The organism is Synechococcus sp. CCY 9618 (genome assembly GCF_019038415.1).
In the GTDB taxonomy this organism is placed as follows: Bacteria; Cyanobacteriota; Cyanobacteriia; order PCC-6307; family Cyanobiaceae; genus Cyanobium.
Map to the genome: position 1 here is coordinate 44,129 of NZ_JAFKRG010000040.1, position 23,522 is coordinate 67,650.

General features: G+C 69.7%; 22 protein-coding genes. 6 read left to right on the top strand and 16 right to left on the bottom strand.

Translation table 11 applies throughout. The annotated features are described in order from the left end of the window. Positions 1-62: 62 nt before the first annotated feature. Positions 63-2,936: a UPF0182 family protein gene (locus KUG41_RS09415; RefSeq protein WP_371734100.1), complete on the top strand. Its 2,874-nt coding sequence runs from the start codon at positions 63-65 to the stop codon at positions 2,934-2,936. An 81-nt stretch (positions 2,937-3,017) separates the two neighbouring features. Here KUG41_RS09415 and fba read toward each other — a convergent pair whose 3' ends face one another. The 9 genes from fba to lpxD form a co-directional block, all read right to left on the bottom strand. Further along, entirely contained in the window at positions 3,018-4,091 is a 1,074-nt protein-coding gene (fba, locus tag KUG41_RS09420; RefSeq protein WP_216903514.1) for a class II fructose-bisphosphate aldolase, read from the bottom strand. Positions 4,092-4,184: 93 nt separating this feature from the next. Next, on the bottom strand, positions 4,185-5,279 hold the full coding sequence (locus KUG41_RS09425) for a Gfo/Idh/MocA family protein (protein WP_216903516.1): 1,095 nt from the start codon (positions 5,277-5,279) through the stop codon (positions 4,185-4,187). Further along, a complete protein-coding gene (locus KUG41_RS09430) occupies positions 5,266-5,700 on the bottom strand; it encodes a hypothetical protein (protein ID WP_216903518.1) in 435 nt (144 codons plus the stop codon). Before KUG41_RS09430 ends, KUG41_RS09425 begins: the two co-directional genes overlap by 14 nt. Before the next feature lie 5 nt (positions 5,701-5,705). Further along, complete coding sequence (gene accD / locus KUG41_RS09435; protein WP_216903520.1) at positions 5,706-6,596, bottom strand: acetyl-CoA carboxylase, carboxyltransferase subunit beta; 891 nt, start codon at positions 6,594-6,596, stop codon at positions 5,706-5,708. Between the two features lie 39 nt (positions 6,597-6,635). Beyond that, positions 6,636-7,487, bottom strand: a complete 852-nt coding sequence (locus KUG41_RS09440; protein ID WP_216903522.1) for an A24 family peptidase — start codon at positions 7,485-7,487, stop codon at positions 6,636-6,638. Continuing rightward, positions 7,484-7,888: a hypothetical protein gene (locus tag KUG41_RS15610; RefSeq protein ID WP_254217068.1), complete on the bottom strand. Its 405-nt coding sequence runs from the start codon at positions 7,886-7,888 to the stop codon at positions 7,484-7,486. Before KUG41_RS15610 ends, KUG41_RS09440 begins: the two co-directional genes overlap by 4 nt. 52 nt (positions 7,889-7,940) lie before the next feature. After that, entirely contained in the window at positions 7,941-8,843 is a 903-nt protein-coding gene (locus tag KUG41_RS09450) for a phosphoribulokinase (RefSeq protein ID WP_216903524.1), read from the bottom strand. Between the two features lie 93 nt (positions 8,844-8,936). Further along, complete coding sequence (leuB, locus tag KUG41_RS09455; RefSeq protein ID WP_216903526.1) at positions 8,937-10,019, bottom strand: 3-isopropylmalate dehydrogenase; 1,083 nt, start codon at positions 10,017-10,019, stop codon at positions 8,937-8,939. A 29-nt stretch (positions 10,020-10,048) separates the two neighbouring features. Next, complete coding sequence (gene lpxD / locus KUG41_RS09460) at positions 10,049-11,077, bottom strand: UDP-3-O-(3-hydroxymyristoyl)glucosamine N-acyltransferase (RefSeq protein ID WP_216903528.1); 1,029 nt, start codon at positions 11,075-11,077, stop codon at positions 10,049-10,051. Positions 11,078-11,152: 75 nt separating this feature from the next. Here lpxD and KUG41_RS09465 point away from each other — a divergent pair, with 75 nt between their 5' ends. Further along, positions 11,153-11,338: a hypothetical protein gene (locus KUG41_RS09465; RefSeq protein ID WP_216903530.1), complete on the top strand. Its 186-nt coding sequence runs from the start codon at positions 11,153-11,155 to the stop codon at positions 11,336-11,338. A gap of 17 nt (positions 11,339-11,355) precedes the next feature. Here the strand turns inward: KUG41_RS09465 and KUG41_RS09470 are convergent, their stop codons facing one another. After that, positions 11,356-12,075: a chitin deacetylase family protein gene (locus KUG41_RS09470; RefSeq protein ID WP_216903532.1), complete on the bottom strand. Its 720-nt coding sequence runs from the start codon at positions 12,073-12,075 to the stop codon at positions 11,356-11,358. 237 nt (positions 12,076-12,312) lie between these two features. Here KUG41_RS09470 and KUG41_RS09475 point away from each other — a divergent pair, with 237 nt between their 5' ends. From KUG41_RS09475 to KUG41_RS09485, 3 genes are all read left to right on the top strand, one after another. Beyond that, entirely contained in the window at positions 12,313-14,688 is a 2,376-nt protein-coding gene (locus KUG41_RS09475) for a S8 family peptidase (protein WP_216903534.1), read from the top strand. 711 nt (positions 14,689-15,399) lie between these two features. Then, complete coding sequence (locus tag KUG41_RS09480) at positions 15,400-15,747, top strand: hypothetical protein (RefSeq protein ID WP_216903536.1); 348 nt, start codon at positions 15,400-15,402, stop codon at positions 15,745-15,747. A 59-nt stretch (positions 15,748-15,806) separates the two neighbouring features. Beyond that, positions 15,807-16,865, top strand: coding sequence for a PfkB family carbohydrate kinase (locus KUG41_RS09485; protein WP_216903538.1), 1,059 nt, complete (start codon positions 15,807-15,809; stop codon positions 16,863-16,865). 98 nt (positions 16,866-16,963) lie between these two features. On the opposite strand, the gene proB is transcribed toward KUG41_RS09485, so the two are convergent. From proB to KUG41_RS09515, 6 genes are all read right to left on the bottom strand, one after another. Next, positions 16,964-18,103 (bottom strand): glutamate 5-kinase, encoded by a 1,140-nt coding sequence (proB, locus tag KUG41_RS09490; RefSeq protein ID WP_216903540.1) that lies wholly within the window; start codon positions 18,101-18,103, stop codon positions 16,964-16,966. Continuing rightward, on the bottom strand, positions 18,103-18,612 hold the full coding sequence (locus tag KUG41_RS09495) for a YqeG family HAD IIIA-type phosphatase (protein ID WP_216903542.1): 510 nt from the start codon (positions 18,610-18,612) through the stop codon (positions 18,103-18,105). Before KUG41_RS09495 ends, proB begins: the two co-directional genes overlap by 1 nt. Continuing rightward, positions 18,612-19,160 (bottom strand): DUF3727 domain-containing protein, encoded by a 549-nt coding sequence (locus tag KUG41_RS09500; protein WP_216903544.1) that lies wholly within the window; start codon positions 19,158-19,160, stop codon positions 18,612-18,614. The genes KUG41_RS09495 and KUG41_RS09500 overlap by 1 nt, the downstream gene beginning before the upstream one ends. 19 nt (positions 19,161-19,179) lie before the next feature. After that, positions 19,180-19,698: a Holliday junction resolvase RuvX gene (gene ruvX / locus KUG41_RS09505; RefSeq protein WP_216903546.1), complete on the bottom strand. Its 519-nt coding sequence runs from the start codon at positions 19,696-19,698 to the stop codon at positions 19,180-19,182. Then, positions 19,699-20,796, bottom strand: coding sequence for a hypothetical protein (locus KUG41_RS09510; RefSeq protein ID WP_371734101.1), 1,098 nt, complete (start codon positions 20,794-20,796; stop codon positions 19,699-19,701). Positions 20,797-20,872: 76 nt separating this feature from the next. Beyond that, on the bottom strand, positions 20,873-22,051 hold the full coding sequence (locus KUG41_RS09515; RefSeq protein WP_216903548.1) for a F420-0:Gamma-glutamyl ligase: 1,179 nt from the start codon (positions 22,049-22,051) through the stop codon (positions 20,873-20,875). 86 nt (positions 22,052-22,137) lie between these two features. On the opposite strand from KUG41_RS09515, the gene KUG41_RS09520 reads away from it, so the two are divergent. Beyond that, positions 22,138-23,520, top strand: a complete 1,383-nt coding sequence (locus KUG41_RS09520; protein ID WP_216903550.1) for a PhoH family protein — start codon at positions 22,138-22,140, stop codon at positions 23,518-23,520. Positions 23,521-23,522: the final 2 nt, after the last annotated feature.

Genomic DNA, 23,522 nt, shown 5'->3' on the forward strand with positions numbered 1-23,522 from the left:
GCGCCCGGCCCGCCCACCGACGCCCCCCTTGTCGCCGGCAGGGATCTGCCTACGCTCCTGTCGTGCCCCTCCCCTTCCCTCCGCCGTCCCGTCGGATGCCGCGCCTGGCCATCGGCCTGGCGATCGCCACCGGAGTGCTGCTGGCGCTGTGGGCGGCGGCCCGGCTCTCGATCGAGTGGCTCTGGTTCGCCCAGTTCGACTTCCAGGGCGTCCTGTTGCGTCGCTGGATGCTGCAGATCGTCGCCTTCGCCCTGGTCTTCGGGCTGGGTTCGGCGCTGCAGCTGGCCCAGCTGCAGCGCTGCTGGCGGCTGCGGGAGCAGGGCGCCGAGGCTCCCCGGCCCAAGGAACCCCTGCTGCGGATGGGCAACGCCGCCCTGGTGGCGGTGCTGATCGGACTGGTGCTGGTGCTGGTGGGAGGGCTCAGCTACCTGATGGTGCAGGCCCGGGGGCTGATCGAGAACCCCTTCAGCGGCGATGTGATCACCGGCTTCTCCGTGCTGAGGGATCTGCCGCCCCTGCTGGTGGCGGCGCTGGCGGGGAGCCTGCTGCTGCCCCTGCTGCTGTGGCCCCTGACCAGCCTGCGCTTCACCCTGGCAGCGGCCCTGGCGGGATCGGCCACGGCGGTGGCAAGGGGGTGGAGCCTGTGGCTGCCGGCCCTGCTCGCCACCCCCTTTGGTGAAGGGGACCCGCTCACCGGCATTGATCTGTCCTTCACGGTGCTGCGCCTGCCGGCCCTGAGGCTGCTGCTGAGCGTGCTTTTCGCCCAGGGGGTGGTGGGACTGGCGGCCTGTCTGCTGCTCACCATCGGCAAGGGCCGCAGTCTCTCCGATCTGCGTTTCGACGGCCTCAGCCGGGCCCAGCAGCGGGTGCTGCAGCCCCAGGTGGCCGCCCTGGCGGTGGTGATGGCCCTCAGCAACGCCCTGGCTCCCTTTGATCTGATGGTGCAGGGCAGCGGTGTGGCAGCGGGGGCGGGCTTCGTGGATCTGCACGTGCGCCTGCCGTTGCGGCTGCTGTTCGCCGTGCTGCTGCTGCTCACCGCCCTGGCGCTGCTGGTGCCCCTGCCCCGGGGCTGGCTGCGCCGCGGCGCCCTGCTGCCCCTGGCCGGCACGGCCCTGCTGGTGCCGATCAGCGAGTGGGTGTTTTCGCCCCTGGCCCAGCGCTTCTGGGTGCAGCCGCGGGAGCTGGTGGTGGAAACCCCCTACCTGGCCCGCAGCATCCGGGCCACCCGTCGCGCCTTCGGCCTCGAGCGGGTGCGCACCCTCACCCTGGAGCCACGCCAGCGGATCACGACCGCGGATCTGGCCAAGGCCCCCGGCACCCTGGACAACATCCGTCTCTGGGACAGCCAGCCCCTGCTCGCCGCCAACCGCCAGCTGCAGCAGCTGCGCCTTTACTACACCTTTCCCTCGGCGGCGGTGGATCGCTACCCCCTGCAGGGCAAGACCAGCCGCGACGGCTCCCAGCAGGTGCTGATCGCGGCCCGGGAACTGGACACCGGCGCCCTGCCGCCTGGCTCACGCACCTGGCTGAACCGGCATCTGGTGTTCACCAACGGCCACGGTTTCACGGTTTCGCCGGTGAACGCCTTCGGTGCCGACGGACTGCCCCTGTTCTTTGTGAAGGACCTGGGCCGCAGCGGTCGCGTGCAGGGCATCCCCCAGCTGAGCATCAGCGACCGGGAGGCCCGCGAGGCCCTGCCGGTGGGCAGCCCGAGTCTCTACTTCGGCTCCGGCCCTTCCCCCTACGCCATCGCCCCCACCAAGGTCCAGGAGTTCTCGTATCCGGAGGGAGAGCTCAACGTCTACACCCACTACAACGGCACCCGGGGCATCTCCCTGGCCAGCGCCTGGCAGCGCCTGGGCGCGGCGATCTACCTGAAGGAGCCGCGGGTCCTGTTCACCGGCTCCCTCACCGACCAGTCACTGCTGCTGCTGCGGCGCCAGGTGAACCAGCGGCTGGCGGCCCTGGCCCCGTTCCTGCGCTTCGAGAGCCAGCCCTACCTGGTCACCGCGGAGGTGGCCGGCACGCCCGGATACCGGGCGGAGCAATACCAGTACTGGCTTCTGGATGGGTTCACCACCAGCCGCTCCTATCCCTACAGCGATCCCAACCCGGCAGGTCTGCGTTATTTCCGCAACCCCGTCAAGGCGGTGGTGGATGCCCACGACGGCCGGCTCTGGCTCTACGTCAACGATGCGAGCGATCCGGTGCTGCGCACCTGGATCCGGGCCTTCCCCGAACTGTTCCGGCCCCTCTCGGCCATGCCCCGCTCCCTGCTCAGCCACATCAGGGTGCCGAAGAGCCAGTTCGACATCCAGTCAGAACGGCTGCTGCGCTATCACGTCACCGACGTGCGCACCTTCTACAACGGCGACGACGTCTGGTCGGTGCCACTGGAGACCTACGGCGACAAGAGCGTGCCGGTGTCGCCGTACCACCTCACCCTGCAACTGCCCGGCGAGCAGCGCTCCGAGTTCGTGCTGCTGCTGCCGTTCACGCCCCTGCGGCGCTCGAACCTGGTGGGCTGGTTGGCGGCCCGCAACGATCCCCCCCATTACGGGGAGCTGCTGCTGGTGCGCTTCCCCCAGCAGCGGCTGCTGCTGGGCCCCCAGCAGATCACCGCCCTGATCGACCAGGACCCGACGATCAGCTTCCAGTTCGGTCTGTGGAACCGACTGGGTTCGCGCCTGTTCCGCGGCAACCTGCTGGTGCTGCCGGTGGGCGAGGGGCTGCTCTATGTGGAACCGATCTACCTGCAGTCGAAGAGCAACGACCTGCCCACCCTGGTGCGGGTGGTGGTGACCGACGGCAGGCGATTCGCGATGGAGAGGGACCTGCGGCAGGCCCTGCAGCGACTGGTGGAAGCCACTCCCACAGGCAGCTCCGGGGCTCCACCCCTGCCCCTGCCGGCCACTGCCCCGGCGGTCGTCCCCTGAACGGCCTCTGACCCTGGGGTCCATGAAAAAGGGCCCCGTGGGGCCCTGAGGGATGGAAGCCGAAGCGGCTCTCCGGGCCGATCAGGCGGCCACGGCGGTCTTGGGATCAAGGGCGCCCTTGGCGTAGAGGGTGGCGTAGTAGTTGATGTCGCGCTGCTTGATCTTGCTGGCGTTGCCGGCGGCCCAGAACTGCTGGTAGCGGTCGAGGCAGACCTTCTTCATGTAGGCCCTGGCGGGCTTGTTGAAGTGGCGGGGATCGAAGTTGGCGGGATCCTTGGCGGCGGCTTCCCGCACGGCGGCGGTGAAGGCCAGGCGGTTGTCGGTGTCGATGTTCACCTTGCGCACGCCGTTGCGGATGCCTTCCTGAATCTCCTCGACGGGGACGCCGTAGGTCTCGGGGATGGCACCGCCGTACTTGTTGATCATGTCCAGCCATTCCTGAGGAACGGAGCTGGAGCCGTGCATCACCAGGTGAGTGTTGGGGATGGCCTTGTGGATCTCGGCGATCCGGGAGATGGCCAGCACCTCACCGGTGGGCTTGCGGGTGAACTTGTAGGCGCCGTGGCTGGTGCCGATGGCAATGGCCAGGGCGTCGACCTTGGTCTTGGCGACGAAGTCAGCCGCCTCGGCGGGGTCGGTGAGCAGTTGGGAGTGGTCGAGGGCGCCCTCGAAACCGTGGCCGTCCTCCGCCTCCCCCTTGCCGGTCTCCAGGGAGCCCAGGCAGCCCAGTTCCCCTTCCACACTCACGCCGATGGCATGGGCCACGTCAACCACTTCCTTGGTGACCGCCACGTTGTAGTCGTAGCTGGCGGGGGTCTTGGCGTCGGCCTCCAGGGAGCCGTCCATCATCACGGAGGTGAAGCCGTTGGCCGCGGCGCCGTAGCAGGTGGCGGGGCTGTTGCCGTGGTCCTGGTGCATGACCACCGGGATATCGGGATAGGTCTCGACCGCGGCCAGGATCAGGTGGCGCAGGAAGCTTTCGCCGGCGTACTGGCGGGCCCCACGGGAGGCCTGCAGGATCACCGGGCTGTCGGTCTCGTAGGCAGCCTCCATGATCGACTGCACCTGCTCCAGGTTGTTGACGTTGAAGGCAGGGATGCCATAGCCGTTCTCAGCGGCATGGTCGAGCAGCAGCCGAAGCGGTACGAGCGCCATGGGAAATCTCGCGGTATGGGGGTGGAGACGGTTGCGGTGAACCGTGTTCGAGGGACGGCGGACGGGGTCGTCCCGCCGGGTCTGGGGGGGAGTCTAGGGGATGCCCCCCAGGGTTCCTGCTCCGGAGAGGGCCCAGTCGCAGCAACGCTGGCTGGTGACCGCCTCGGCCAGGCCGGGCACCATCGGACGACGCTGCCGCACCGCCTCCGACCACCAGCCCAGCAGCCGGCGCACCGGCGCGATGCGGCCGTCTTCCCAGGTGCGAGCGAAGGCCAGGGCGGGATCGGCCGGCAGGGGGCGAAGGGCTTCGCCGGGGCGGGCCATCCACAGCTGCATGCCGTGGACGTAATCAGCCTGGTTGCTGGAGCCCAGCACCAGGGTGGCGTCGCTGCCGTAGAGCTCGATCCAGTAGCCCCGGCCCCCGCGGGCCACCGAAGAGAGGGTGAGCTGGGCGGGCACGGGCCGGCCGCCTCGGTCCTCCAGCTCCAGCTGGACCAGAGCGCTGTCCGGCGCGTCCACCGGCGCGGTGGCTGTGGAGCCGGGAAGGGGCCTCTCGCTGATGGCGGTGCTGAGCCTGGCGCTGAGGCTTTGGCTGGGACCGATCAGCCAGTGCAGGGTGTCAAAGGCATGGGTGCCGAAGGCGCCGAGAACGCCGCCTCCGGCGGCGGCCTGGGAATACCAGCTCCAGGGCCGGCTGGGATCGGCGCGGCTGCCCATCAGCCAGTCGAACGTCACCAGCCAGGGATCCCCCAGCACCCCCGCCTCCAGCAGAGCGGCCAGCTGCTGGAGGTGGGGCACGGCCCGGTATTCGAAATCCACCGCCACGGTCAGGTCCCGGTGGAGGGCCAGGCGCTGCAGGTCCTCCACCTGGCCGGCGTTGAGCGCCACGGGCTTTTCCAGCAACAGGTGCTTGCCCGCCTCCAGGGCGGCCCGGGCCAGGCCGAAGCGGGGCTCGGGGGGCGTGGCGATCACCACGGCCTCCACGGCGGGGTCGGCCAGCAGGGCGTCGAACTCGTGGTGGCTGGGGAGCTCCGCTGATCGGCCGGCCTGCTCGGCGCGCTCCGGCCGGGGGTGCCAGAGGGCCACCGGTTCGGTGGCAGGGCAATCCCGCAGGGCGGGCAGGATCACCTTCTCGCCGAAACCGAGGCCCGCGACAGCCACCCGCAGGGGAGGGTCAGCCCGTTGCATCGGTGGCCCCATCGGGATTCGCTTCGGAACGGGCGGCGGCGCAGGCGGCCTGCAGCACCCGGGTGGTGAGATCGTCTGCGGCGGCCGCCTGCCAGCTCGCGCCCCAGCGGGGCAGGCCGTTGACGGCGGTGTCGCGGTAGAGCGCCTCGTCGCAGTCCAGCTGCATCACGTAGAGCTGGCCCACCGGCGGCCGTTCGTCGTCGGCGGCATCGGCGGCCGGCTGGAAGCGGCTCAGCACCGAAAGCCGGCCCTCCCGATCGAAGCGCAGGCTGCCCGAGTCCCACCACTGGCGGCCGTCGGCGCTCGCCTCCACCTCCTGCCAGTCGACCGGGCCGGCCCAGACGGCGGCAGGGCCGGTCAGCCAGAGGACGAGGCTCAGCAGGGCCGCGAGCAGAGGGAGAGAAAAGCGCCGGGATCCCATGGCCCTCACGAGGATGCGGCGGCCGCAGCGCGCACGGTGCCGTGCAGCCGCAGCAGGGTGGCCAGGGTGCTGCGCAGCTGGGGCCGGGGCACGATCGTGTCGACGAAACCGTGGTCCTGCAGGTATTCGGCGGTCTGGAAGCCTTCAGGCAGCTTCTCGCCCAGGGTCTGCTCGATCACTCTCCGGCCGGCGAAGCCGATCAGGGCCTTCGGTTCGGCCAGGATGAGATCCCCCAGCATGGCGAAGCTGGCGGTGACGCCGCCGGTGGTGGGATGGGTGAGCAGGGGCAGGTAGAGCAGTTCGGCGCTGCGGTGGCGTTCCAGGGCGCCGGACACCTTGGCCATCTGCATCAGGCTGAGCATCCCCTCCTGCATGCGGGCCCCACCCGAGGCGCAGACGATCAGCAGCGGGTAGCGGCGGGCGGTGGCCAGTTCCACCAGACGGGTGAGCTTCTCGCCCACCACCGAGCCCATGGAGCCTCCCATGAACCGGAAGTCCATCACCCCCAGGGCCAGGGGCATGCCCTCCAGGCGGCAGAGGCCGGTGACCACCGCATCCCGCAGGCCCGTGGCCCGCTGGCTGTCCCGCAGGCGGTCGGCGTAGCTGCGCCGGTCCTTGAAAGCGAGGGGATCGGTGGGGGCGAGATCAACATCGATGGGCTCGAAGCTGCCCTCGTCGGCGATCAGGCGGATGCGCTCGGCGCTGTCGATGCGGTGGTGATGGCCACAGCCCTTGCAGACGCTGGCGTTGGCCACCAGATCCTTGCGGTACACCACCAGGCCGCATTCGGCGCACTTGCTCCAGAGCCCGTCGCCCTCATCGGCCTCCGGACCTTTGCTGGCCTTCACGGCCGGAGCGTTCTTGCGGCGATCGGCGAACCAGTCGAACAGGGACATGGGGCGTCGGAAGCAAGGGGGGGCGCAGGCCTGAGGCCATTAAAGACCCAGGCCCCACAGGGCCAGCCAGGGCCGGTGGCCGCCGATCCACACCGCCAGGGCACCGGCGGCGAGGAAGGGACCGAAGGGGAAGGGCTGCTGGCGGCCCAGGCGGCCGGTGAGGCGACCGATCCCCCCCACCACGGCGCCGCCGAGCACGGCCAGGCTCACCGCCAGCCCCAGACCCAGGGGCCCCAGCCAGGCCCCCATCAGGGCGGCCAGCTTGGCGTCGCCGAGCCCCAGGGCCGGCCGGCCCATCGCCTTCTGGGCCAGGGCGCTGAGGGCCTCGAAGCCCAGCAGCCCGGCGGCCACGGCGAGCAGGTGGGAGAACAGCAGCTCCCGGCCCACCGCCGCCCCCTGGGGGAAGCCCAGGGTGGCGGTGACCGCCAGCCCCAGCAGCACCCCCCAGCGGCAGAGGGGTTCGGGCAGCCAGAGGCTGTCGAGATCGATCAGGGCCAGGGGCAGCAGCCAGCTGGCCAGCAGCCAGCCGGCAGCGAGCAGCAGCCAGGGGCTGGGATCGGGGCCCATGGCCTGCGGGCGGGCGAAGAGCATGGCCACCCAGAGCCCGGCGCAGAGGAGCTCCACCAGGGGGTAGCGCACGGGGATGGGGGCGTGGCAGTGGCGACAGCGGCCCCGCAGCAGCAGCCAGCTCAGCAGCGGCAGGTTCTCGAACCAGGCCAGGGAGGCCCCGCAGCGGGGGCAGTGACTGCCTGGGAAGACGAGCGACTCCTCCCGGGGAAACCGCCAGACGACGACATTGAGGAAGCTGCCGATACAGGCCCCGACCAGGGCCACCAGGGGCGCCAGCAGGTCGGGCGGGAGCACCATGGTGAAAATGAGGTCGGTGCTCATGGCAGGGGGCGGCTGGCCGGCACCCGATTGCCCCGGTTCCGGGCCGGACGGGGGCGCAGCAGCTCCATCGGCACGAAGTGTTCTTCAGGCAGCAGGATCGGGGCCTCGAACACCACCCGCCCCTGGGGGCCATCACCCAGCACAACGCCCATCGGGTCGGGAGCGGTGGGACAGGATTCGAGGAAGCGGAAATAGATGCGCCTTGAGCGTCGCAGCAGGTCGGCGCTGTTGATCCGGTCGAGGCGCAGAGATGCCGACGGATGGGCTCCCTGCTGGAGTGCCGAGGAGGACTCTCCACCCCGGATCCGGAACGAAGGACCGCTGGATGCCGGTGAATTGGCGTCTGTGGGTTGGACGCCGGGCGGATGGACGTTGGGGGGTTGGGCGGTGATGGGATTCACCGATTCCGTTCGTCCGATCTTAGGGCCGAACGGAAGATCAAGAGGTCGATCTTCAGCTGAGTTTCTTCTGTTCCTGGATCAACCTGTGGATGATCGGCGTGAGGATGATCTCCATCGCGAAGCCCATCTTGCCGCCGTTCACCACGATGCTGGTGGGGCTCGACATGAAGGAATCGTGGATCATGCGAAGCAGGTAGGAGAAGTCGATCCCCCACTTCTCGCGAGCCCCTTTGCGGAAGTGAATGATGACGAAGCTCTCGTCGGGGCTGGGGATGTTGCGGCAGATGAAGGGGTTGGAGGTGTCCACCGTCGGCACCCGCTGGAAGTTGATGTCGGTGCGGCTGAACTGGGGGCAGATATGGTTGATGTAGTCGGGCATGCGGCGCAGGATCGTGTCCACGATCGCTTCGGCCGAATAGCCCCGCTCGGCGTTGTCGCGTGAGATCTTCTGGATCCACTCCAGGTTGGCGATCGGCACCACACCGATCAGCAGGTCCACCAGGGCGGCCACGTTGTAGCCCTCGCCCTTCACGCCGCCGTGCAGCCCCTCATAGAAGAGGAGGTGGGTGTCCTCGGGAATCGGCTCCCATGGGGTGAACTGGCCCGGTTCCAGGCTGGTGCCGAGGCGGGCGTTGTGTTCGGCCGCCTCTTCCACCGAGTGGAGGTAGTAGCGCCGGTCGCCGCCGCCGGTTGCGCTGTAGGTGCGGAACAGTTCCTCGAGCTTGTCGAAGATGTTGGCTTCGGGGCCGAAGTGGGAGAAGTTATCGCCGCGGGCCTGGGCCTCGGCCATGGCCTGCTTCATCGGGCCCCGCTCGAAGCGGTGGAAGCTGTCGCCCTCCACCACCGCCGGGATGATGCCCTCCCGGGAGAAGATGTGCTCGAAGGCCCGCTTCACGGTGCTGGTTCCCGCTCCCGAGGAACCGGTGACAGCCACGACCGGGTGACGCTTCGACATCGACGCAGGGGGGTTGGGAGGGTGTGAGTTTGGCAGGTCGCCGGTCCGCACCCACCTGGAGCGTTACCCGTGGAAGCAGTCTGGAGCCTGCCCTCAGGCGCCCAGAGCTTCCAGCAGGTGGTCGCCCATGGCCCGGCAACCCACCCGGGTGCAGCCCTCGCCCATGAGCAGATCGCCGGTGCGGCAGCCCGCCGCCAGCACCCGGTCCACCGCCGTCTCCAGAGCGGTGGCGGCAGACTCCTGCTGCAGGCCCACCCGCAGCAGCATGGCGGCGGAGAGCACCATGGCGATCGGATTGGCCAGATCCTGTCCGGCGATGTCGGGGGCCGACCCGTGCACCGGCTCGAACAGGCCCGGGCCCTGGGACCCCAGCGAAGCCGAGGGGAGCATGCCGATCGAGCCGGTGAGCATGGCGGCCTCATCGGAGAGGATGTCGCCGAACAGGTTGCCCGTGAGCAGCACATCGAACTGGCGGGGCTCCCGCACCAGCTGCATGGCGGCGTTGTCGACGTACATGTGACTCAGTTCAACGGCGGGGAATTCGCTGTGGATCGCCTCCACCCGATCGCGCCACAGCTGGCTGACATCCAGCACGTTGGCCTTGTCCACCGAGCAGAGGCGGCCGCGGCGCTCGGCCGCCAGCCGGAAGCCCACCCGAGCGATCCGATCCACCTCCTCATCGCTGTAGACCATCGTGTTGAAGGCCCGCTCGCGCCCGTCGATCTGCACGCGCCCCTTGGGGGTGCCGAAGTAGATACCGCCGATCAGCTCACGCACCACCAGCAGGTCGACCCCTTCGATCACCTCGGGCCGCAGGCTGCTGGCGGCGGCCAGGGCGGGGATGATCTTCACCGGCCGCAGGTTGGCGAACAGCCCCAGGCCGGAACGCAGGGCCAGCAGGCCGCTCTCGGGCCTCTGCTCCCGGGGCAGGCCATCGAAGCGGGGCGAACCGATGGCCGCCAGCAGCACCGCATCGGCAGCCCGGCAGGCGGCCAGGGTGCTCTCGGGCAGGGGAACGCCGGTGGTATCGATGGCCGCGCCGCCCACGGGCTGCTCGTCGAAGCTGAGCGTGAAGCCATGGCTGGCGCTGACCGTCTCCAGCAGGGCACGGGCCACGGCGGTGATCTCCGGACCGATGCCGTCCCCCGCGAGCAGGGTGATCCTGTAGCTGGTCATCGCTGGGTGGGGCCGGGCAGCAGGCGAGGCTACTTCTGCAGCTGTCGCAGGGTGCGGGCCATCTCGGGCAGCTTGTTGAACACCGCCGAGCAGCGCAGCCAGAGCCGGTTGGGAATGGCCGGATAGCCGCTGACCACCTCACCGGCCGCCACTTCGCCGTGGATGCCGGACTTGGAGGAGGCGATGGCCCGATCACCGATCACGGCCCGGTTGGCCACCCCCACCTGGCCCGCCAGGATGACGCCATTGCCGAGCACGGCGCCGCCGGCGATGCCCACCTGGGCGGCAAGGGCGCAGCCTTTCCCTGTGACCACCCCATGGCCCACGTGCACCAGGTTGTCGATCTTGGTGCCGGCGCCGATGCGGGTCTCACCCACCGAGGGCCGATCGATGGTGGAGCCGCAGCCCACCTCCACCCCGTCCTCCAGCACCACCCGGCCGGTCTGGGGCATCTTCACCCAACCGGTGGCGGTGGGCACGAAGCCGAAGCCCTCGGCGCCGATCACCGCGTTCGACTGGACCACGCAGCCCGCCCCGAGGCGGCTGCCGGGGTGGAGCACGGCGTTGGCGTGGATCTCGCAGCCCTCGCCCAGGTGCACGTCGTCGTAGAGCACCACACCGGGATGGAGGGTGCAGCCCCGGGGCACGACGCAGGCGGCGCCGATCACGCTGTGGGCGCCGACATGCGCCTCAGCCGCCACCGCAGCGCTGGCATCCACCACGGCGCTGGGATGGATCCCCGGGGGCCTGGGCGTGGGGGGGTGGAGCGCCGCCAGGGCCTCGGCGAAGCCCAGGCGGGGATTCTTCACGGCCACCCAGGCCAGTCCGCGCTCGCTGGCCAGCTGCTGCAGCTCTTCGTCGAGGGGCAGCAGCAGGGCGGCGGCGCCGCTGGCGGCCAGGGCGGCGGCCAGGGCGTTGCCGGCTTCCAGAAAGGCCAGCTGGCCGGCACCGGCGCGGTCGAGGGCTTCGGCGCCGCTGATCTCCGGGTCGGCTCCGAGGTGGCGGGGGCTGTCCACCTGCACGGCGCTGATCCGATCGAGCAGGCTGCTGAAGCGCATTCCCCAGGGGGCGGACGGCCCGGATCGTAGGTCGTGCCGGCCATGGTGGGAGCGTTCCTGCGGCGGCCCCAGGCGATGCCCCTTCCCCCGCAACCGATCGTGATCCTGGGCGGCTTCCTGATCGGCCCGGAGGCCCATGCCCCCATGGCGGCCCGGCTGGGGAAGCAGACCGGGCAGCCGGTGCGGCTGGTGCCGGTGGGCAAGCCCGGGTGGCTGCCGCGGTGGCCGAGCTGGCGCGGGACTAGCCCACCGGGAAGGTGACGCTGGTGGGCACAGGCTCAGGCGCCGGGATCGAGCAGCTCGGCCAGCGGCACGAAGCGGTAACCACGACGGCGCAGGTCGGGAACGATGCGGCGCAGGATCCGGTCGGTGCGGCCGCTGAGAGCGGGGGTGTCGTGCAGCACCAGGATGCCCCCGGGGTGGGCGTTGAGTCGCACGAACAGGGTCACGAACCACAGGGGCGGCCGCAGGGTGTCCCAGGGAAAGATGGAGCCCAGCACCAGGCGGTAGGGGCCGCCGGCGAGCCAGGCCAGCATGGGCCGGTGGAACCAGCCGCCACCGGGCCGGAACCAGCGCCAGGCCACCGCCTGCGGGGCAGCCGACGCCTCGATCGCTCGGGCGGTTCCTCCCAGCTGCTCCACGAACTCCGAACGGCAGAGGGCGGCGGCGGGCTCATCGCGCCAGAGGTGGTTGCCCAGGGTGTGGCCCTGCTGCAGGGCCCGGCGGGCGAAGCGGTGATCCAGCCCCAGGTGGGAGCCGATCAGGAAGAAGGTGGCCGGCACCTCCAGCTGCCGCAGCAGGGTGAGCAGGGCTTCGGAGCCGGGGCCGCTGGGGCCGTCGTCGATGGTGAGAGCCAGCCGCTTCTCTCCGCCCGGTACACAGAAGATCACTCCGGGGTTGAGGGGGGCGAGCAGGCCGCGGACCAGCAGGGAGGGCAGCAGCACCACAAGCGCTGGTGGCACCAGGATGAACGCCCCTAGGGCCAGCGGCAGGCTCATGGCAGGAACCGGCAGGGCCGGTCTGGGCAACAGCCTGTTTCGAGGCCGGATTCGCTGCGCTTCTGCTGCATCTGGACCCAGGGCAGGGCACAGGACACCCGGCGCAAGTCGTACGGGGGAAACGTCATGAACAGGCTGAAGAAAGATGTCCCCACCAGAGGGCCGTGGCCCCCATCCTGCCGGGCTGGCTATGGCTGAAACGGCGCCCGCGGCCATCCACCCCCCGACGGAACCTCCATGACCGCCCCCAAGAAGCCGTCCAGCCGAAGCCGCGCCTCGACGGCCGCCAGGACCGCCATGGCCACGGGGATCCCCACCGCCCGGACCGTGATCTACTGCCACGGCATCTCCAACATGCCCCCCGAGGGGGTGCTGCGCTCGGAGTGGGACCGGGCCCTGTTCGGCGCCGACCAGGGGGAACGCACCCGCATGGCCTACTGGGTCGACCGGGAGCGCTACCCGGAGGCGGCAGGAATCTCCACCCGGGCCATCGGCCAGGACCGGGCCAGCCTGCAACCGGCGGCGGAGGCCCTGCTGGCGGCGTCGATCCGGGACAGCGACGACCGGGAGGCATCGTCGGCCTTCGTGGCCGCCATGACGCAACAGCTGGAAGGGGCCGCCCAGACCGCCGCCCAGCGGGGGGCGGTGATGGGCGGTCCGGCGGCGCAATCGGTGGAGGCCAAGGGGTTGTGGAGCCCGGTGACGGCCCTGTTCACCAAGGCCTTCATGGCCGATGTGAACGACTTCCTGTTCAACAGGAGCAAGCGGGAGCGGATGGTCCAGACCGTGAAGGACCGGGTGACCACGGGCGGTGGTCCCTTCGTGGTGATCGGCCACAGCCAGGGGAGCATGGTCACCTATCAGGCGCTGATGGAACTGGGCGACCAGCTGGAGGTGGATCTGTACGTCACGATCGGCTCCCCCCTGGGCCTGCCCCAGGTGACCGACGTGCTGCGCAAATGGCACGGGAAGAGGCTGCCGATCCCCGCGGGAGTGAAGCGCTGGGTGAACATCGCCCAGGACGGCGACATCGTCTGCCTGGATCAGACCCTGGCCGATGACTACAGCGCCACCGGCAAGCCGCCGATCCGGGATGAACGGGTGGCGGGCGTCGTCTGGCCGCCCAGCAAGGCCCACTCCGCCAGCCGCTACCTCTCGCGCCAGTCCACCCAGGAGACCGTGATGGGGGCCGTGGACCGCTCCCGCTTCCAGCCGGTGAGCCCGGTGACGGTGGCCCGCAACCTGGCGGAGTCCCTCGACGAGGATGCGACGGCGCGGGTGCCTGTGCTGATCGAACTGATGGACCGCAACCCCGCGGCGCAGCCGGGACTGGCGGGGGATTCCCTCCAGGACGCCAGGGAGAAGGTGCTGGCCTGGATCCAGGACAAGGTGCTGACCGCTCCGATCACGGCCGACACGGTCTACCTGGAGGACCAGCTGGACCGCTACGTGGCGGTGAACCTGACCCGGGCCGAGGTGGAAACCCTGGCCAGCGCGATGAGCCAGCACTACGGCGCTGCATCCCCGTCGGTGTACCGGATGTTCAGCAACAGCAGGAAGAAGGCCCTGATCAGGGACTCCATCCACGCCGTGCAGGCCCGCACCGCCCAGCTGGGATACAACGCCTACGGCCAGGGGATCACCTGGGCCGTGCTGGACACGGGCATCGACAGCCGCCATCCCCACTTCCACAACCCGGCCTTCGCCCCTGGCGGCACGATCGCCGCCGAGTGGGACTGCACCACCCGAGGTCCTGTGCTCGCCGGCAGCGACGACGATGCCAACGGCCACGGCACCCATGTGGCGGGCGTGATCGCCGGGGGACTGCAGGAGGTGGGAGGCCCGAACGGGCCGGCCATGCTGGCGATGGCTCCGAAAGCGCGGCTGGTGTCGTACAAGGTGCTGGCTGACAACGGCAGCGGCTACGACGCCTGGATCATCAAGGCGATCGACCACATCTGGCAGCAGAACCAGAACAGCCGCCGCCTGGCCATCCAGGGGGTGAACCTGAGCCTGGGGGGGCCCTTCGATCCGGCCAGCTTCGGCTGCGGCGATTCGCCCCTGTGCGCCTCCCTGCTGCGGCTGGTGCGCCAGGGCGTGCTGGTGGTGCTGGCGGCGGGCAACGAAGGCAGCGGCGACATCATCGTCGACGGCTTCACCTCCACCCGCTCCTTTGACCTCTCCATCGGCGACCCCGCCAACCTGGAGGAGGCCATCGCCGTGGGGTCGGTGCATCCCACCCTGCCCCACCGCTACGGCACCTCCTACTTCTCCTCGCGGGGCCCCACCGCCGACGGGCGCCTGAAACCCGACCTGGTGGGCCCGGGCGAGCAGATCCGCTCCTGCCGCAGCAGCAGTGACCCCAACCGCAGCCCCGACCGCGACCGAGAGAAAAGCGTCGAGGAGCTCTACATCGCCCTCTCGGGAACGAGCATGGCGGCGCCCCACATCTCCGGCCTGCTGGCGGCCTTTCTCTCGGTGCGCAGCGAGTTCATCGGCTATCCCGACCGGGTGAAGCGGATCCTGCTGGCCCACTGCACCGACCTGGAGCGCGACCGCTATCACCAGGGGGCAGGCCTGCCCAATCTCTCGAAGATGCTGCTGGAGACCTGAAGCATGCAGCGATGGACCGCCATGGTCCAGGTCTGACCCCTGCGCTTCTGCTCGCCATCAGGCCATGGGGGCTCTGCTACGCCGGGCGAGGCCGACAGCGGCTGGACCTCGCCGGGCGGAACACGCCGCTGGTGAGCCGGCCCTTGGGTGGCGACCGAGCTGTTGGTTGAATCGGATGAGAAGGCAGGGCCCCAGCGGATCGGGGTGTCCCAGGCGACCCTGATCCTGCCCATTCCTTCCTGTGACCGAGCGGAACAGGGTTTTGGGCCTCGGATCCCAGCGGGCCACAGGAAAGTCGACGATCAGGACGAGCCGAAACGGATTCGACAACAGCCGCTCATAAGATGTGCTTAACAGTGCATCCAGGATTGCTCAGATCCAGCTGAAGCCCTGCGTTCTCAACGGTTGAATGTATCAGGACTGCCCGTAGATCTCCGAATCAGGTGCAATCCATCGGCAGGTTCATGATATAGTAAGTTCACTGGAAACGGGCAACCGCTCTACCTCGAGCATTTCCTCACGCTCGGCTTGCAAGCTGAGTCTGTGGGCTCGGTTCAGTGATGCAGGGAAACAGCACTTCCCTGCCCTGATGCAGTAGCCAAGCGCGTCCATCCTGACGACCGATATCCGTCGTACAAGGGCTTCGGTCCATCCGGATGTTGTCGCAGGAGGTGGCCCGTTCCAGATGTCGTTTCATTGGAGATTCACACCATGACCAGCACCCAACAACAGACCAGCACCCGTTCCTCCGGGAATATGGACAATGTCGACGAGCGCCTGCGCCAGGCCATTCTCGACAAGCGCCAGGCCCAGATCCAGGAATTGTCCGAAAAAATCGATCGGCTGCAGAACCAGGCCCGACAAGTGGCTGACGATGTCCGCAGCGAAACCCAGAGCAAGATCGACGACCTGAAGGCCGCCCGTGATGCGGCGACCGCCCGGCTGGAGGAGCTGAAGCAAGGTACCCAGGAGACCTGGTCCAGCCTGCTCGAGCAGACAGACGAGGCGTTCCAGTCGATGTCCGATCGTTTTCACTCCTTCGTCAACAATCAGGCCTGATCGTCGCTTTCCTCAGTCCTCTCGATCTTGCAGCCACCAACCCTTTCCTTCCCCTGCCTATGTCCAACGCCACCACAACCAAACCCATCCCTTCCGACACCCGCAACCAACCCCAGGTGCTCTGCTTCGGCGAAGCGCTGATGAACCGCATCAACGGACCTGAAGCCGCCAGCGAGGCAGGCAGCATGGATATCCCAGGTGGGGCCCCGGCCAGCGTCGCCTGCGGCGTGGCCCGCCTCGGCACACCCGCCACGTTCCTGGGCCGCATCGGAGCCGATCCGATCGGTGCCCAGCTGATCGATCTCTTCGAGCAGCGGCAGGTGGCCACCCCGGCCCTCCAACGGGATCCGGAGCGCCCCACCCGGGTGGCCCGGCTGTCCCGGGAGGACGGCGGTGATCTGAGTTTCGAGGAATTCCTGGGCGATCGGGGCCTGGGCTTCGCCGACACAGCAGTGGTGCCCGCCACCCTGGCCGAATCCGTGAAGCCCCTGCTTGAGGAAGCCAAATGGTTGCTCGTCAGCACCAACACCCTCACCAGCGGATCCAGTGCCATGGCCCTTGATCTGCTGCTCAAGCGAGCCACGGCCCAGGGGGTCGGCATCGCCCTCGAAATCGACTGGCGCCCGGGCTTCTGGGGGCTGGCCGCCGATGCCGCTCCTTCGGCGGAGGTGCGACGTCGCTTCCGCCCCCTCGCCGAGGCGGCCACCCTGATTCGCTGCTCCGCCTCGGAGGCGGAAGGCTTTTTCGGCAGCGCCGATCCGGCGGCCATCCACGCTGGCCTGCCCAAGCGGCCCGCCGTGCTGGTTCTCGATCCCGACGGAACGGTGAACTGGTGTCTGGGGGGCCGCACAGGCACCCTGGCGGCCGTCGACCAGCATTCCCCCAGCCATCCCCTCGGTGTCGGGGAGGCATTCACTGCAGCCGTACTCGACGGGCTCTGCCGCCAGCCGGACCTGCTTGAGGCACCAGCCCCAGGGGGTGAGGGCGTGGCCGGCCCCGGGCCGATCGAAGAATTGCTGCGCTTCGCCTCCGCCTGTGGTGCCATCGTGGGCCGTGTTGAAGGGGCGATTGAGCCCCAGCCCAGTCGTGAGGCGGTGCAGGAGTTTCTCTCCGCCTGAAACCAGCCACGTGGCCCTTCCCGCAGAGCGAGGGCTGGACACCATCGCTCCCCCTCAGCCCTCCGGCCCTGGCCGGAGGGCTTTGTCATGGGGGCCTCTCAGCTCGGCCGGCAGGTGAGCACCAGCTGATTGCGGTGCACCACCGCATCGCCCACCGTCCCCAGGCGGCGGCGCACCTCCTCGCTGCTCAGCCCCATGATCTGGCGCAGCTCCTCGCTGCTGAGGGTGCTCAGGCCCCGGCCCAGTTCCCGGCCGTCGCTGGCCAGCACCCGCACCGCATCACGCCTGGAGAAGTGGCCCTCCACCTGCCGGATGCCCACCGCCAGCAGGGAGGCCCCCTGCTGCAGCAGGGCCCGCTCAGCGCCCGCATCCACCCGCACGCTGCCCTTCACCAGCAGGGCATGGGCCAGCCAGCTCTTGCGGTCGGCCAGGGGAGTGGTGCTGGGCTGGAACACGGTGCCCACCTTGTCTCCGGCGAACAGGGCATCGAGCACCGCCGGGTCGCGACCATCGGCAAGCCGCACCCGGATGCCACTGGACGTGGCGATGCGGGCCGCCGCCAGCTTGGTGGTCATGCCTCCGGTGCCCCACTGGCCGCCGCCCTCGGCCACGTGGCTGAGGCGCTCCAGTTCGACCAGATCACGCACCTCCTCGATCGGCAGCGCCTGAGCATCGGTGCGGGGATTGCCCGAATAGAGCCGGTCCACGTCAGTGAGCAGCACCAGCTCGTCGGCGCCGATGGCCACCGCTACCAGGGCCGAAAGGGTGTCGTTGTCGCCGAAGCGCAGTTCGTCGGTGGCCAGGGTGTCGTTCTCGTTCACCACCGGCAGCACCCCCCAGGTGAGCAACTGCTCCAGGGTGCGGCAGGCGTTTCGGTAGCGGCGCCGGGACGCCAGATCGCTGCGGGTGAGCAGCACCTGGGCCACCGCCAGCCCGCGCACGGCGAAGGCGTCCTGGTAGAGCCCCATCAGCCGGCCCTGGCCCACGGCGGCGGCCGCCTGCAGGGCCACCACCTCGGTGGGGCGCTTCGTGAACCGCAGGGCCTCACAGCCCAGGCCCACGGCACCGCTGGTGACCAGGGCCAGCTGGTCGCCCCTGCGCTGCTGCCGGCCGAAGCTGGCCGCCAGATCGGCGATCACCGCCGCCGTGGGCCGCTCTGGGGTGCCCCGCAGCAGGCTGGTGCCCACCTTGATCACACGCCGCAGGCCGGCACCACCGGCCGCAGGAGTAGGCACCATCAGCCCGGAACCGAACCCACCCAGCGGGCCATGCGCAGCTCCAGGTTCTGCAGGCGGTCCTGGCGGCAGGGTTCGCCATCCGCGTCGATCGGCTTCACCAGCACGGTGAACAGGCCCATGCGGTTGCCCACCAGCACATCGGTGAACAGCCGGTCGCCCACCAGGGCCACCCGGGCCGGGGGAAGATCGAGCTCCTGCAGCACCCGCCGCAGGGCCGACCGCCGCGGCTTGCTCGCGGAGGTGGTGTAAGGCAGGCCGAGGCTGTCGGCCACGGCGCCGATGCGGCGCCGTGAGGGATTGTTGCTCAGCAGATGCAGGGGGAGCCGCTCGCGGGCGTGGCGCAGCCAGAGTTCAGCCTGGGGGGGCAGGGTGGCCTGGCGACTGGGAAGCAGGGTGCGGTCCACATCCAGCACCAGGGCTCGGATGTCACGGTCGAGCAGATCCTGCAGGGGCAGGTGGGCCAGGGTCGTCCCCGGGAGCCAGTCGGGGGTGAGCAGATCCCGCAGCATCAGTCGTCGCTCTCCCGATCGTCGAGCTCCGCCTCGATGCGGGGCTGAACCCGCTCGAATTCCTCCCCTTCCACCATCACCGCATCGGCCCCCTCCATGCGGGCCACCACGAAGAAGGGATCCAGGGGGATGTAGAGGCCGTATTCCTCCTCGCCGGCCATGAAGCTCACCAGCAGTTCGTAGGTCTCGCTGTCGTCGTCCCCCTCCTCATCCTCCAGCTCATCAGGGTCGGGCTCCTCCAGTTCACCGCTGACGGTGAGGGTGACGGCGGAACGCACCAGGGTGAGGTCGTGCTCCTGAAGCACCACATCCGCCACCGACAGCACCGGCTCAGTGGCCGCAAGGGTCTCGATCAGTTCCGGGTCGTCATCCTCCTGCAGCCGGAACAGGCACACCGGGGTATCCACCGGCGTCAGCAGGGCGTAGTCGTGCCCGTCGAGGGGGATCAGCTGTTCCAGGAAGCACAGCAACTGGCGGCCGCTGCCGTCCCTCACCAGCACGGTGGGCACGTCGCCGGAGCCCGTCATGGCAGGGGGGTCGGAGGGCATCGGGGAGGTGCGGGTGTTCTCAGAATGGATCAGCGCCTGCCGCTGCGCCCACGCCGATGGCCGCCGGGGCGACCGGATCGCCTGTGATCGCGCCTGGCGCAAGGGGTTCGGGGCCTTCCCGCAGCCACTGCTCCAGCAGCAGGGCCGCCGCCGCGCTGTCGAGGCGGCCGCTGCGGTCCCCGTGCAGCCCGCAGCGTTCGCCCGCCTCCCAGCTGCTGGCGTGCTCGTCCACCCAGGCCAGGGGCAGACCGTGACCCATGGCCGCAAGGGCGCGGCTGAGCCTGAGGCCATAGCGGCGGCAGTGAACCGCCTGGGGAGTGGGCCGCTGGCCGGCATCCAGAGGCAGACCCACCACCAGGGCCTCCACCCGCCGCTGGCGCACCAGGGTCAGCAGACGGGGCAGGTCGGCGGCGAAATCGCCCCGGGCCAGGGCCGGCAGGGGCGAGACCGTGAGCCCCAGAGGGTCGCAGCCGGCCAGGCCGATGCGACGGCGGCCCACATCCAGGGCGAGCACCGAGCGGGGCCGCGGCACTGCCATTCAGCGGGGCGCCAGGGGCAGATTCCCCAGGGGACCGCTGGGGGTGGGCATGGGCCGGCGACGGGGCTGGAGCTGCTCCAGCACCGCCCCGATGCGACGGGCGGCCCGCTGGGCCGGCTGGCCCTCCTGGCGCCGCCAGACGCTGCGGGCCATGAGCACCTCCTCGCCGTGGGCCTCTGCCCCCAGGGCCTGGAGCCAGGCCTGCCGGGCCCCGTCACTCACTTCGCAGCGCAGCCAGAGGCAGGTGCCGTCCCTGCCGATGCGATGCAGCAGGGACTCCGCTGCGGTCCCCAGCAGATGCCCCCAGCCGGGATGGACGCTGAGCTCCACCATCCGACCACCCCCGGGATGCTCATCCAGCCAGCGCACGCCGGCCACGGCCTCGTTGCGCACGGCGTCGACCAGCATCCAGCCATGGCCCCGGCTCTGGTCGAGCAGATCCTCGATGCGCCGATCCAGCAACTGGCGCAGATGGGCCGGGCAGGTGGCCTGCTCCAGATGCCAGAGCAGGGAGGCGGTGCGCCGGTTGAGCGGCCGCAGCTGCAGCTCGGCGGGAGAAGCGGCAGGGGCGACCCGGTCGGCCGCCGACTGCCAACGCCACAGCCGGTCGGTGCGCTGGGGCTGGAAGCCCTGCTCCCGCAGGGTGGCCAGCCGGGGGGTGTCAAGGCTGGAAGCGGTGGCGATCCAGCTGGCAGCGCCCTTGACCCGGCCGATGGCCTGGCGCAGCAGATCTCCGCCCAGAGCCGCCCGGCCGGGAGCGGAAGCGTCGTCGGCGGCGGCCAGGGCCAGCCGCAGGTGCTGCACCTGCCAGCAGGTGCCGCTGCGGTTGAGCCGACGGCTGACGATCAGGCCCAGCACCTGCTGGCGGGTGAGGCCCTGGCGCTGCAGCGCCACCAGCACCTGGGGTGCCAGGGGCCGCCGGCTCGTCACCGCCGCCAGCAGCTTCTCCGGCAGGGCGAGCAGCAGGGAGCGCTGCAGCAGGGGCTGGAGGGGCAGGAAGGACGGGTCATCCAGGAGGGGCAGGTGCCAGCCCTGGAGGGGCTCGACCGTCCAGCTGGGGGAGGTTCTGCCCTTGGCAGGCACTGGCACTGCAGGCACTGGCACGGCAGGAGACGTTGGTGACGAACGGAACATGAACGACGGCTGCCTATTTTGACGCCGTCATTTGATGATTCTACGCGGGACGCACCAGCACGAGCGGTGTGCGCTCATCGGCGTTGCCTGCCGGGTTCGGGCGCAGAGCACGCAGCAGCAGCCCCTCGTCGGTGCCGGCGCTGGCGGCCAGCACCTTCACCCGTCCCAGATCGTTCACATCCACCACCGCCACGGCCACCCCCAGGGCCGCCGCCATCCGCTCGCACCAGGCGCCAGGACGATCCGGGCCAAGCACGATGGTCTGGTCGTAGGGGGGGGTGGTGCCGGTGATGTCATCGATCAGGCGGGCCTGCTCACCGGCCAGCCGGTAGAACCAGCCCTTGCTGCCCACCAGCTTGAGGGCGGTACCCATCAGCCAGGCACAGAGCACCCGCGCCGGCCCGGACACATTGATCAGGGACTGGAGCCCGCAGGCCGTGGCCAGACTGCTGGTGGGATGGAACACCCGGCAGAGCAGACGGGCCAGGAAGGAGGGCTCCACGGTGGAGGGATGGTGATACCTCCCCTGGATCACCGCCAGGGGGGTCTCACCGATGGTGAGCACATCCCCGGGCTGCAGCAGCCCGTCGGTGTAGCGCTTCAGCACCTCGAGGGAATCGTCGAGCACCCCGAGCAGGTGGGTGCGAACCGGCAGCACCCGGCAGACCTCACCCTCCCGCCAGCCCGGCGCCGCCGGGTCGGCTGGTTCGGGCCGCTGCAGGGGCAGCAGGATGCCCTGACGCCGCTGCAGCCTGCCGAAGGGCCCATAGTTCACCCAGTGGATGTCCATCCAGAGGGTGTCGAGCACGGACTCCAGATCCAGGCCCGCCGGTCCGACCAGACGGAGCTGGATGTGGGCCGCCGTGGTCTTGCGGCCTTTGACGATGGTGGCCGCCCAGTAGCCATCGGGCCTGGCCTCCTGATCCGGGTGCAGAGGCGTGATGCGCAGCTCGTGGCGCGCCTGGCTCACATCGCCGCGACCCAGCAGGGTGGGCACCACGGTGATCTCCGGCACCATCACCTCCATGCGGGGATGGGGGTTGCGGATATGGATCTCACCGTTGATCTCCAGCCCCTTGGCCAGGCGCCGCACCTGGAAGGCACCCGGCCGCAACTGCAGGGGCGAAGCCGGCCGCAGCCGGTGGCGCAGTTCCAGCACCAGCAGCCCCAGACCGAAGAGGAGCAGCAGGACCAGCAGCAGAGAGAGGAGGAACGGCAAGCCGATACGTCAGGGAATGTCCGGCCGGAGCGTAGGTGCAGCCGTGGACCTAGCTTCGGCCGGATGGATCCGGCAGGGCCACTGGCATGCGCAAGACCTTCGTGCTCGACACCAACGTGTTGCTGCATGATCCCCAGGCCCTGACCCGGTTCGAGGACAACCAGGTGGTGATCCCGATCGAGGTGGTCGAGGAGATCGACCGCTTCAAGCGGGACCCCTCCGAGAAGGGGCGCAACGCCCGCCAGGTGTCACGTCTGCTGGATCAGCTGCGCGAAAAGGGCAATCTGGCCGACGGGGTGCCGATCGACGCTCAGGGCGGCGGCACCTTGAAGGTGGTGTTCTGCCGCAGCGAGACCCTGCGCCAGCTGCCACCGGAACTGAAGGCGGGCAACGGCGACAACAACATCCTGGCCGTGGCCCTGGAGCAGCGACTTCAGGAGGTGGTGGGCAGCGAGCCCCCGGTGGTGCTGGTCACCAAGGACACCAACCTTCGCATCAAGGCCGATGCGGTGGGTCTGATCGCCCAGGACTACACCACCGACAAGGTGGACATGGCCGACCTCTACCCGGGCTTCTGCGAGCGCTGGGTGAGCGCCGAGCAGATGGACCAGGTGAAGACCGGCGACGGCCTGCCGACGGCCGCGATCCCCGAGCAGCCGGGACCCGTTTCGGCGCTTCAGGCGAATGAAGGCGTGACCCTGGTGGACCTCGCCCAGCCTGCCCATACCCTGCTGGCCCGCTACAACGGCCGCACCACCAGCCTGCAGCCGCTGCTGAAATCCCCCAAGGCCAAGATGGGCCGGATCCAGCCCCGCAACCGGGAGCAGACCTTCGCCCTCGACCTGTTGCTGGACCCGTCGGTGGCGCTGGTGACCCTGGTGGGCAAGGCCGGCACCGGCAAGACCCTGCTGGCCCTGGCGGCGGGCCTGCATCAGGTGGCCGATGAGCACCTTTACGAGCGCCTGCTGGTGACCCGGCCCGTGATCTCCCTGGGCAAGGAGATGGGCTACCTGCCCGGGGATCTGGAGGAGAAAATGGCCCCCTGGATGCAGCCCATCGTGGACAACCTCGACTTCCTGCTGGGCGGCGAGGAGGCCCAGCCGGTCATCCGGGGGGGCCATCGGACCCCGCGCAGCAACTGGAGCGATCTCAAAGGCATGGGCCTGCTGGAAGTGGAGGCGATCAGCTACATCCGTGGCCGCTCGATTCCCCGCCAGTTCATGGTCGTGGATGAGGCCCAGAACCTCACCCCCCACGAAGTGAAGACCATCGTGACCAGGGTGGGGGAGGGCACCAAGATCGTGCTCACCGGCGACCCTTACCAGATCGACAATCCCTACGTGGATGCGGAGAGCAACGGACTCACCTGGCTGGTGGAACGCTTCAAGGGTCAGCTGCTGTCCGGCCACATCACCCTGATGCGCGGCGAGCGGTCCGAACTGGCCGAACTGGCCGCCAATCTGCTCTGAAC

Bases quoted from the DNA above. Each gene is read 5' to 3' on its own strand.
- KUG41_RS09425 (WP_216903516.1), bottom strand. From the start codon at position 5,279: ATGCAACGGGCTGACCCTCCCCTGCGGGTGGCTGTCGCGGGCCTCGGT.
- KUG41_RS09495 (WP_216903542.1), bottom strand. From the start codon at position 18,612: ATGCTGCGGGATCTGCTCACCCCCGACTGGCTCCCGGGGACGACCCTG.
- KUG41_RS09480 (WP_216903536.1), top strand. From the start codon at position 15,400: ATGACCAGCACCCAACAACAGACCAGCACCCGTTCCTCCGGGAATATG.
- lpxD (WP_216903528.1), bottom strand. From the start codon at position 11,077: ATGCGCTTCAGCAGCCTGCTCGATCGGATCAGCGCCGTGCAGGTGGAC.
- leuB (WP_216903526.1), bottom strand. From the start codon at position 10,019: ATGACCAGCTACAGGATCACCCTGCTCGCGGGGGACGGCATCGGTCCG.
- KUG41_RS09465 (WP_216903530.1), top strand. From the start codon at position 11,153: ATGCCCCTTCCCCCGCAACCGATCGTGATCCTGGGCGGCTTCCTGATC.
- KUG41_RS09450 (WP_216903524.1), bottom strand. From the start codon at position 8,843: ATGTCGAAGCGTCACCCGGTCGTGGCTGTCACCGGTTCCTCGGGAGCG.
- KUG41_RS09485 (WP_216903538.1), top strand. From the start codon at position 15,807: ATGTCCAACGCCACCACAACCAAACCCATCCCTTCCGACACCCGCAAC.
- KUG41_RS09440 (WP_216903522.1), bottom strand. From the start codon at position 7,487: ATGAGCACCGACCTCATTTTCACCATGGTGCTCCCGCCCGACCTGCTG.
- fba (WP_216903514.1), bottom strand. From the start codon at position 4,091: ATGGCGCTCGTACCGCTTCGGCTGCTGCTCGACCATGCCGCTGAGAAC.
- KUG41_RS09500 (WP_216903544.1), bottom strand. From the start codon at position 19,160: ATGCCCTCCGACCCCCCTGCCATGACGGGCTCCGGCGACGTGCCCACC.
- proB (WP_216903540.1), bottom strand. From the start codon at position 18,103: ATGGTGCCTACTCCTGCGGCCGGTGGTGCCGGCCTGCGGCGTGTGATC.
- KUG41_RS09475 (WP_216903534.1), top strand. From the start codon at position 12,313: ATGACCGCCCCCAAGAAGCCGTCCAGCCGAAGCCGCGCCTCGACGGCC.
- ruvX (WP_216903546.1), bottom strand. From the start codon at position 19,698: ATGGCAGTGCCGCGGCCCCGCTCGGTGCTCGCCCTGGATGTGGGCCGC.
- accD (WP_216903520.1), bottom strand. From the start codon at position 6,596: ATGTCCCTGTTCGACTGGTTCGCCGATCGCCGCAAGAACGCTCCGGCC.
- KUG41_RS09430 (WP_216903518.1), bottom strand. From the start codon at position 5,700: ATGGGATCCCGGCGCTTTTCTCTCCCTCTGCTCGCGGCCCTGCTGAGC.
- KUG41_RS09470 (WP_216903532.1), bottom strand. From the start codon at position 12,075: ATGAGCCTGCCGCTGGCCCTAGGGGCGTTCATCCTGGTGCCACCAGCG.
- KUG41_RS09520 (WP_216903550.1), top strand. From the start codon at position 22,138: ATGCGCAAGACCTTCGTGCTCGACACCAACGTGTTGCTGCATGATCCC.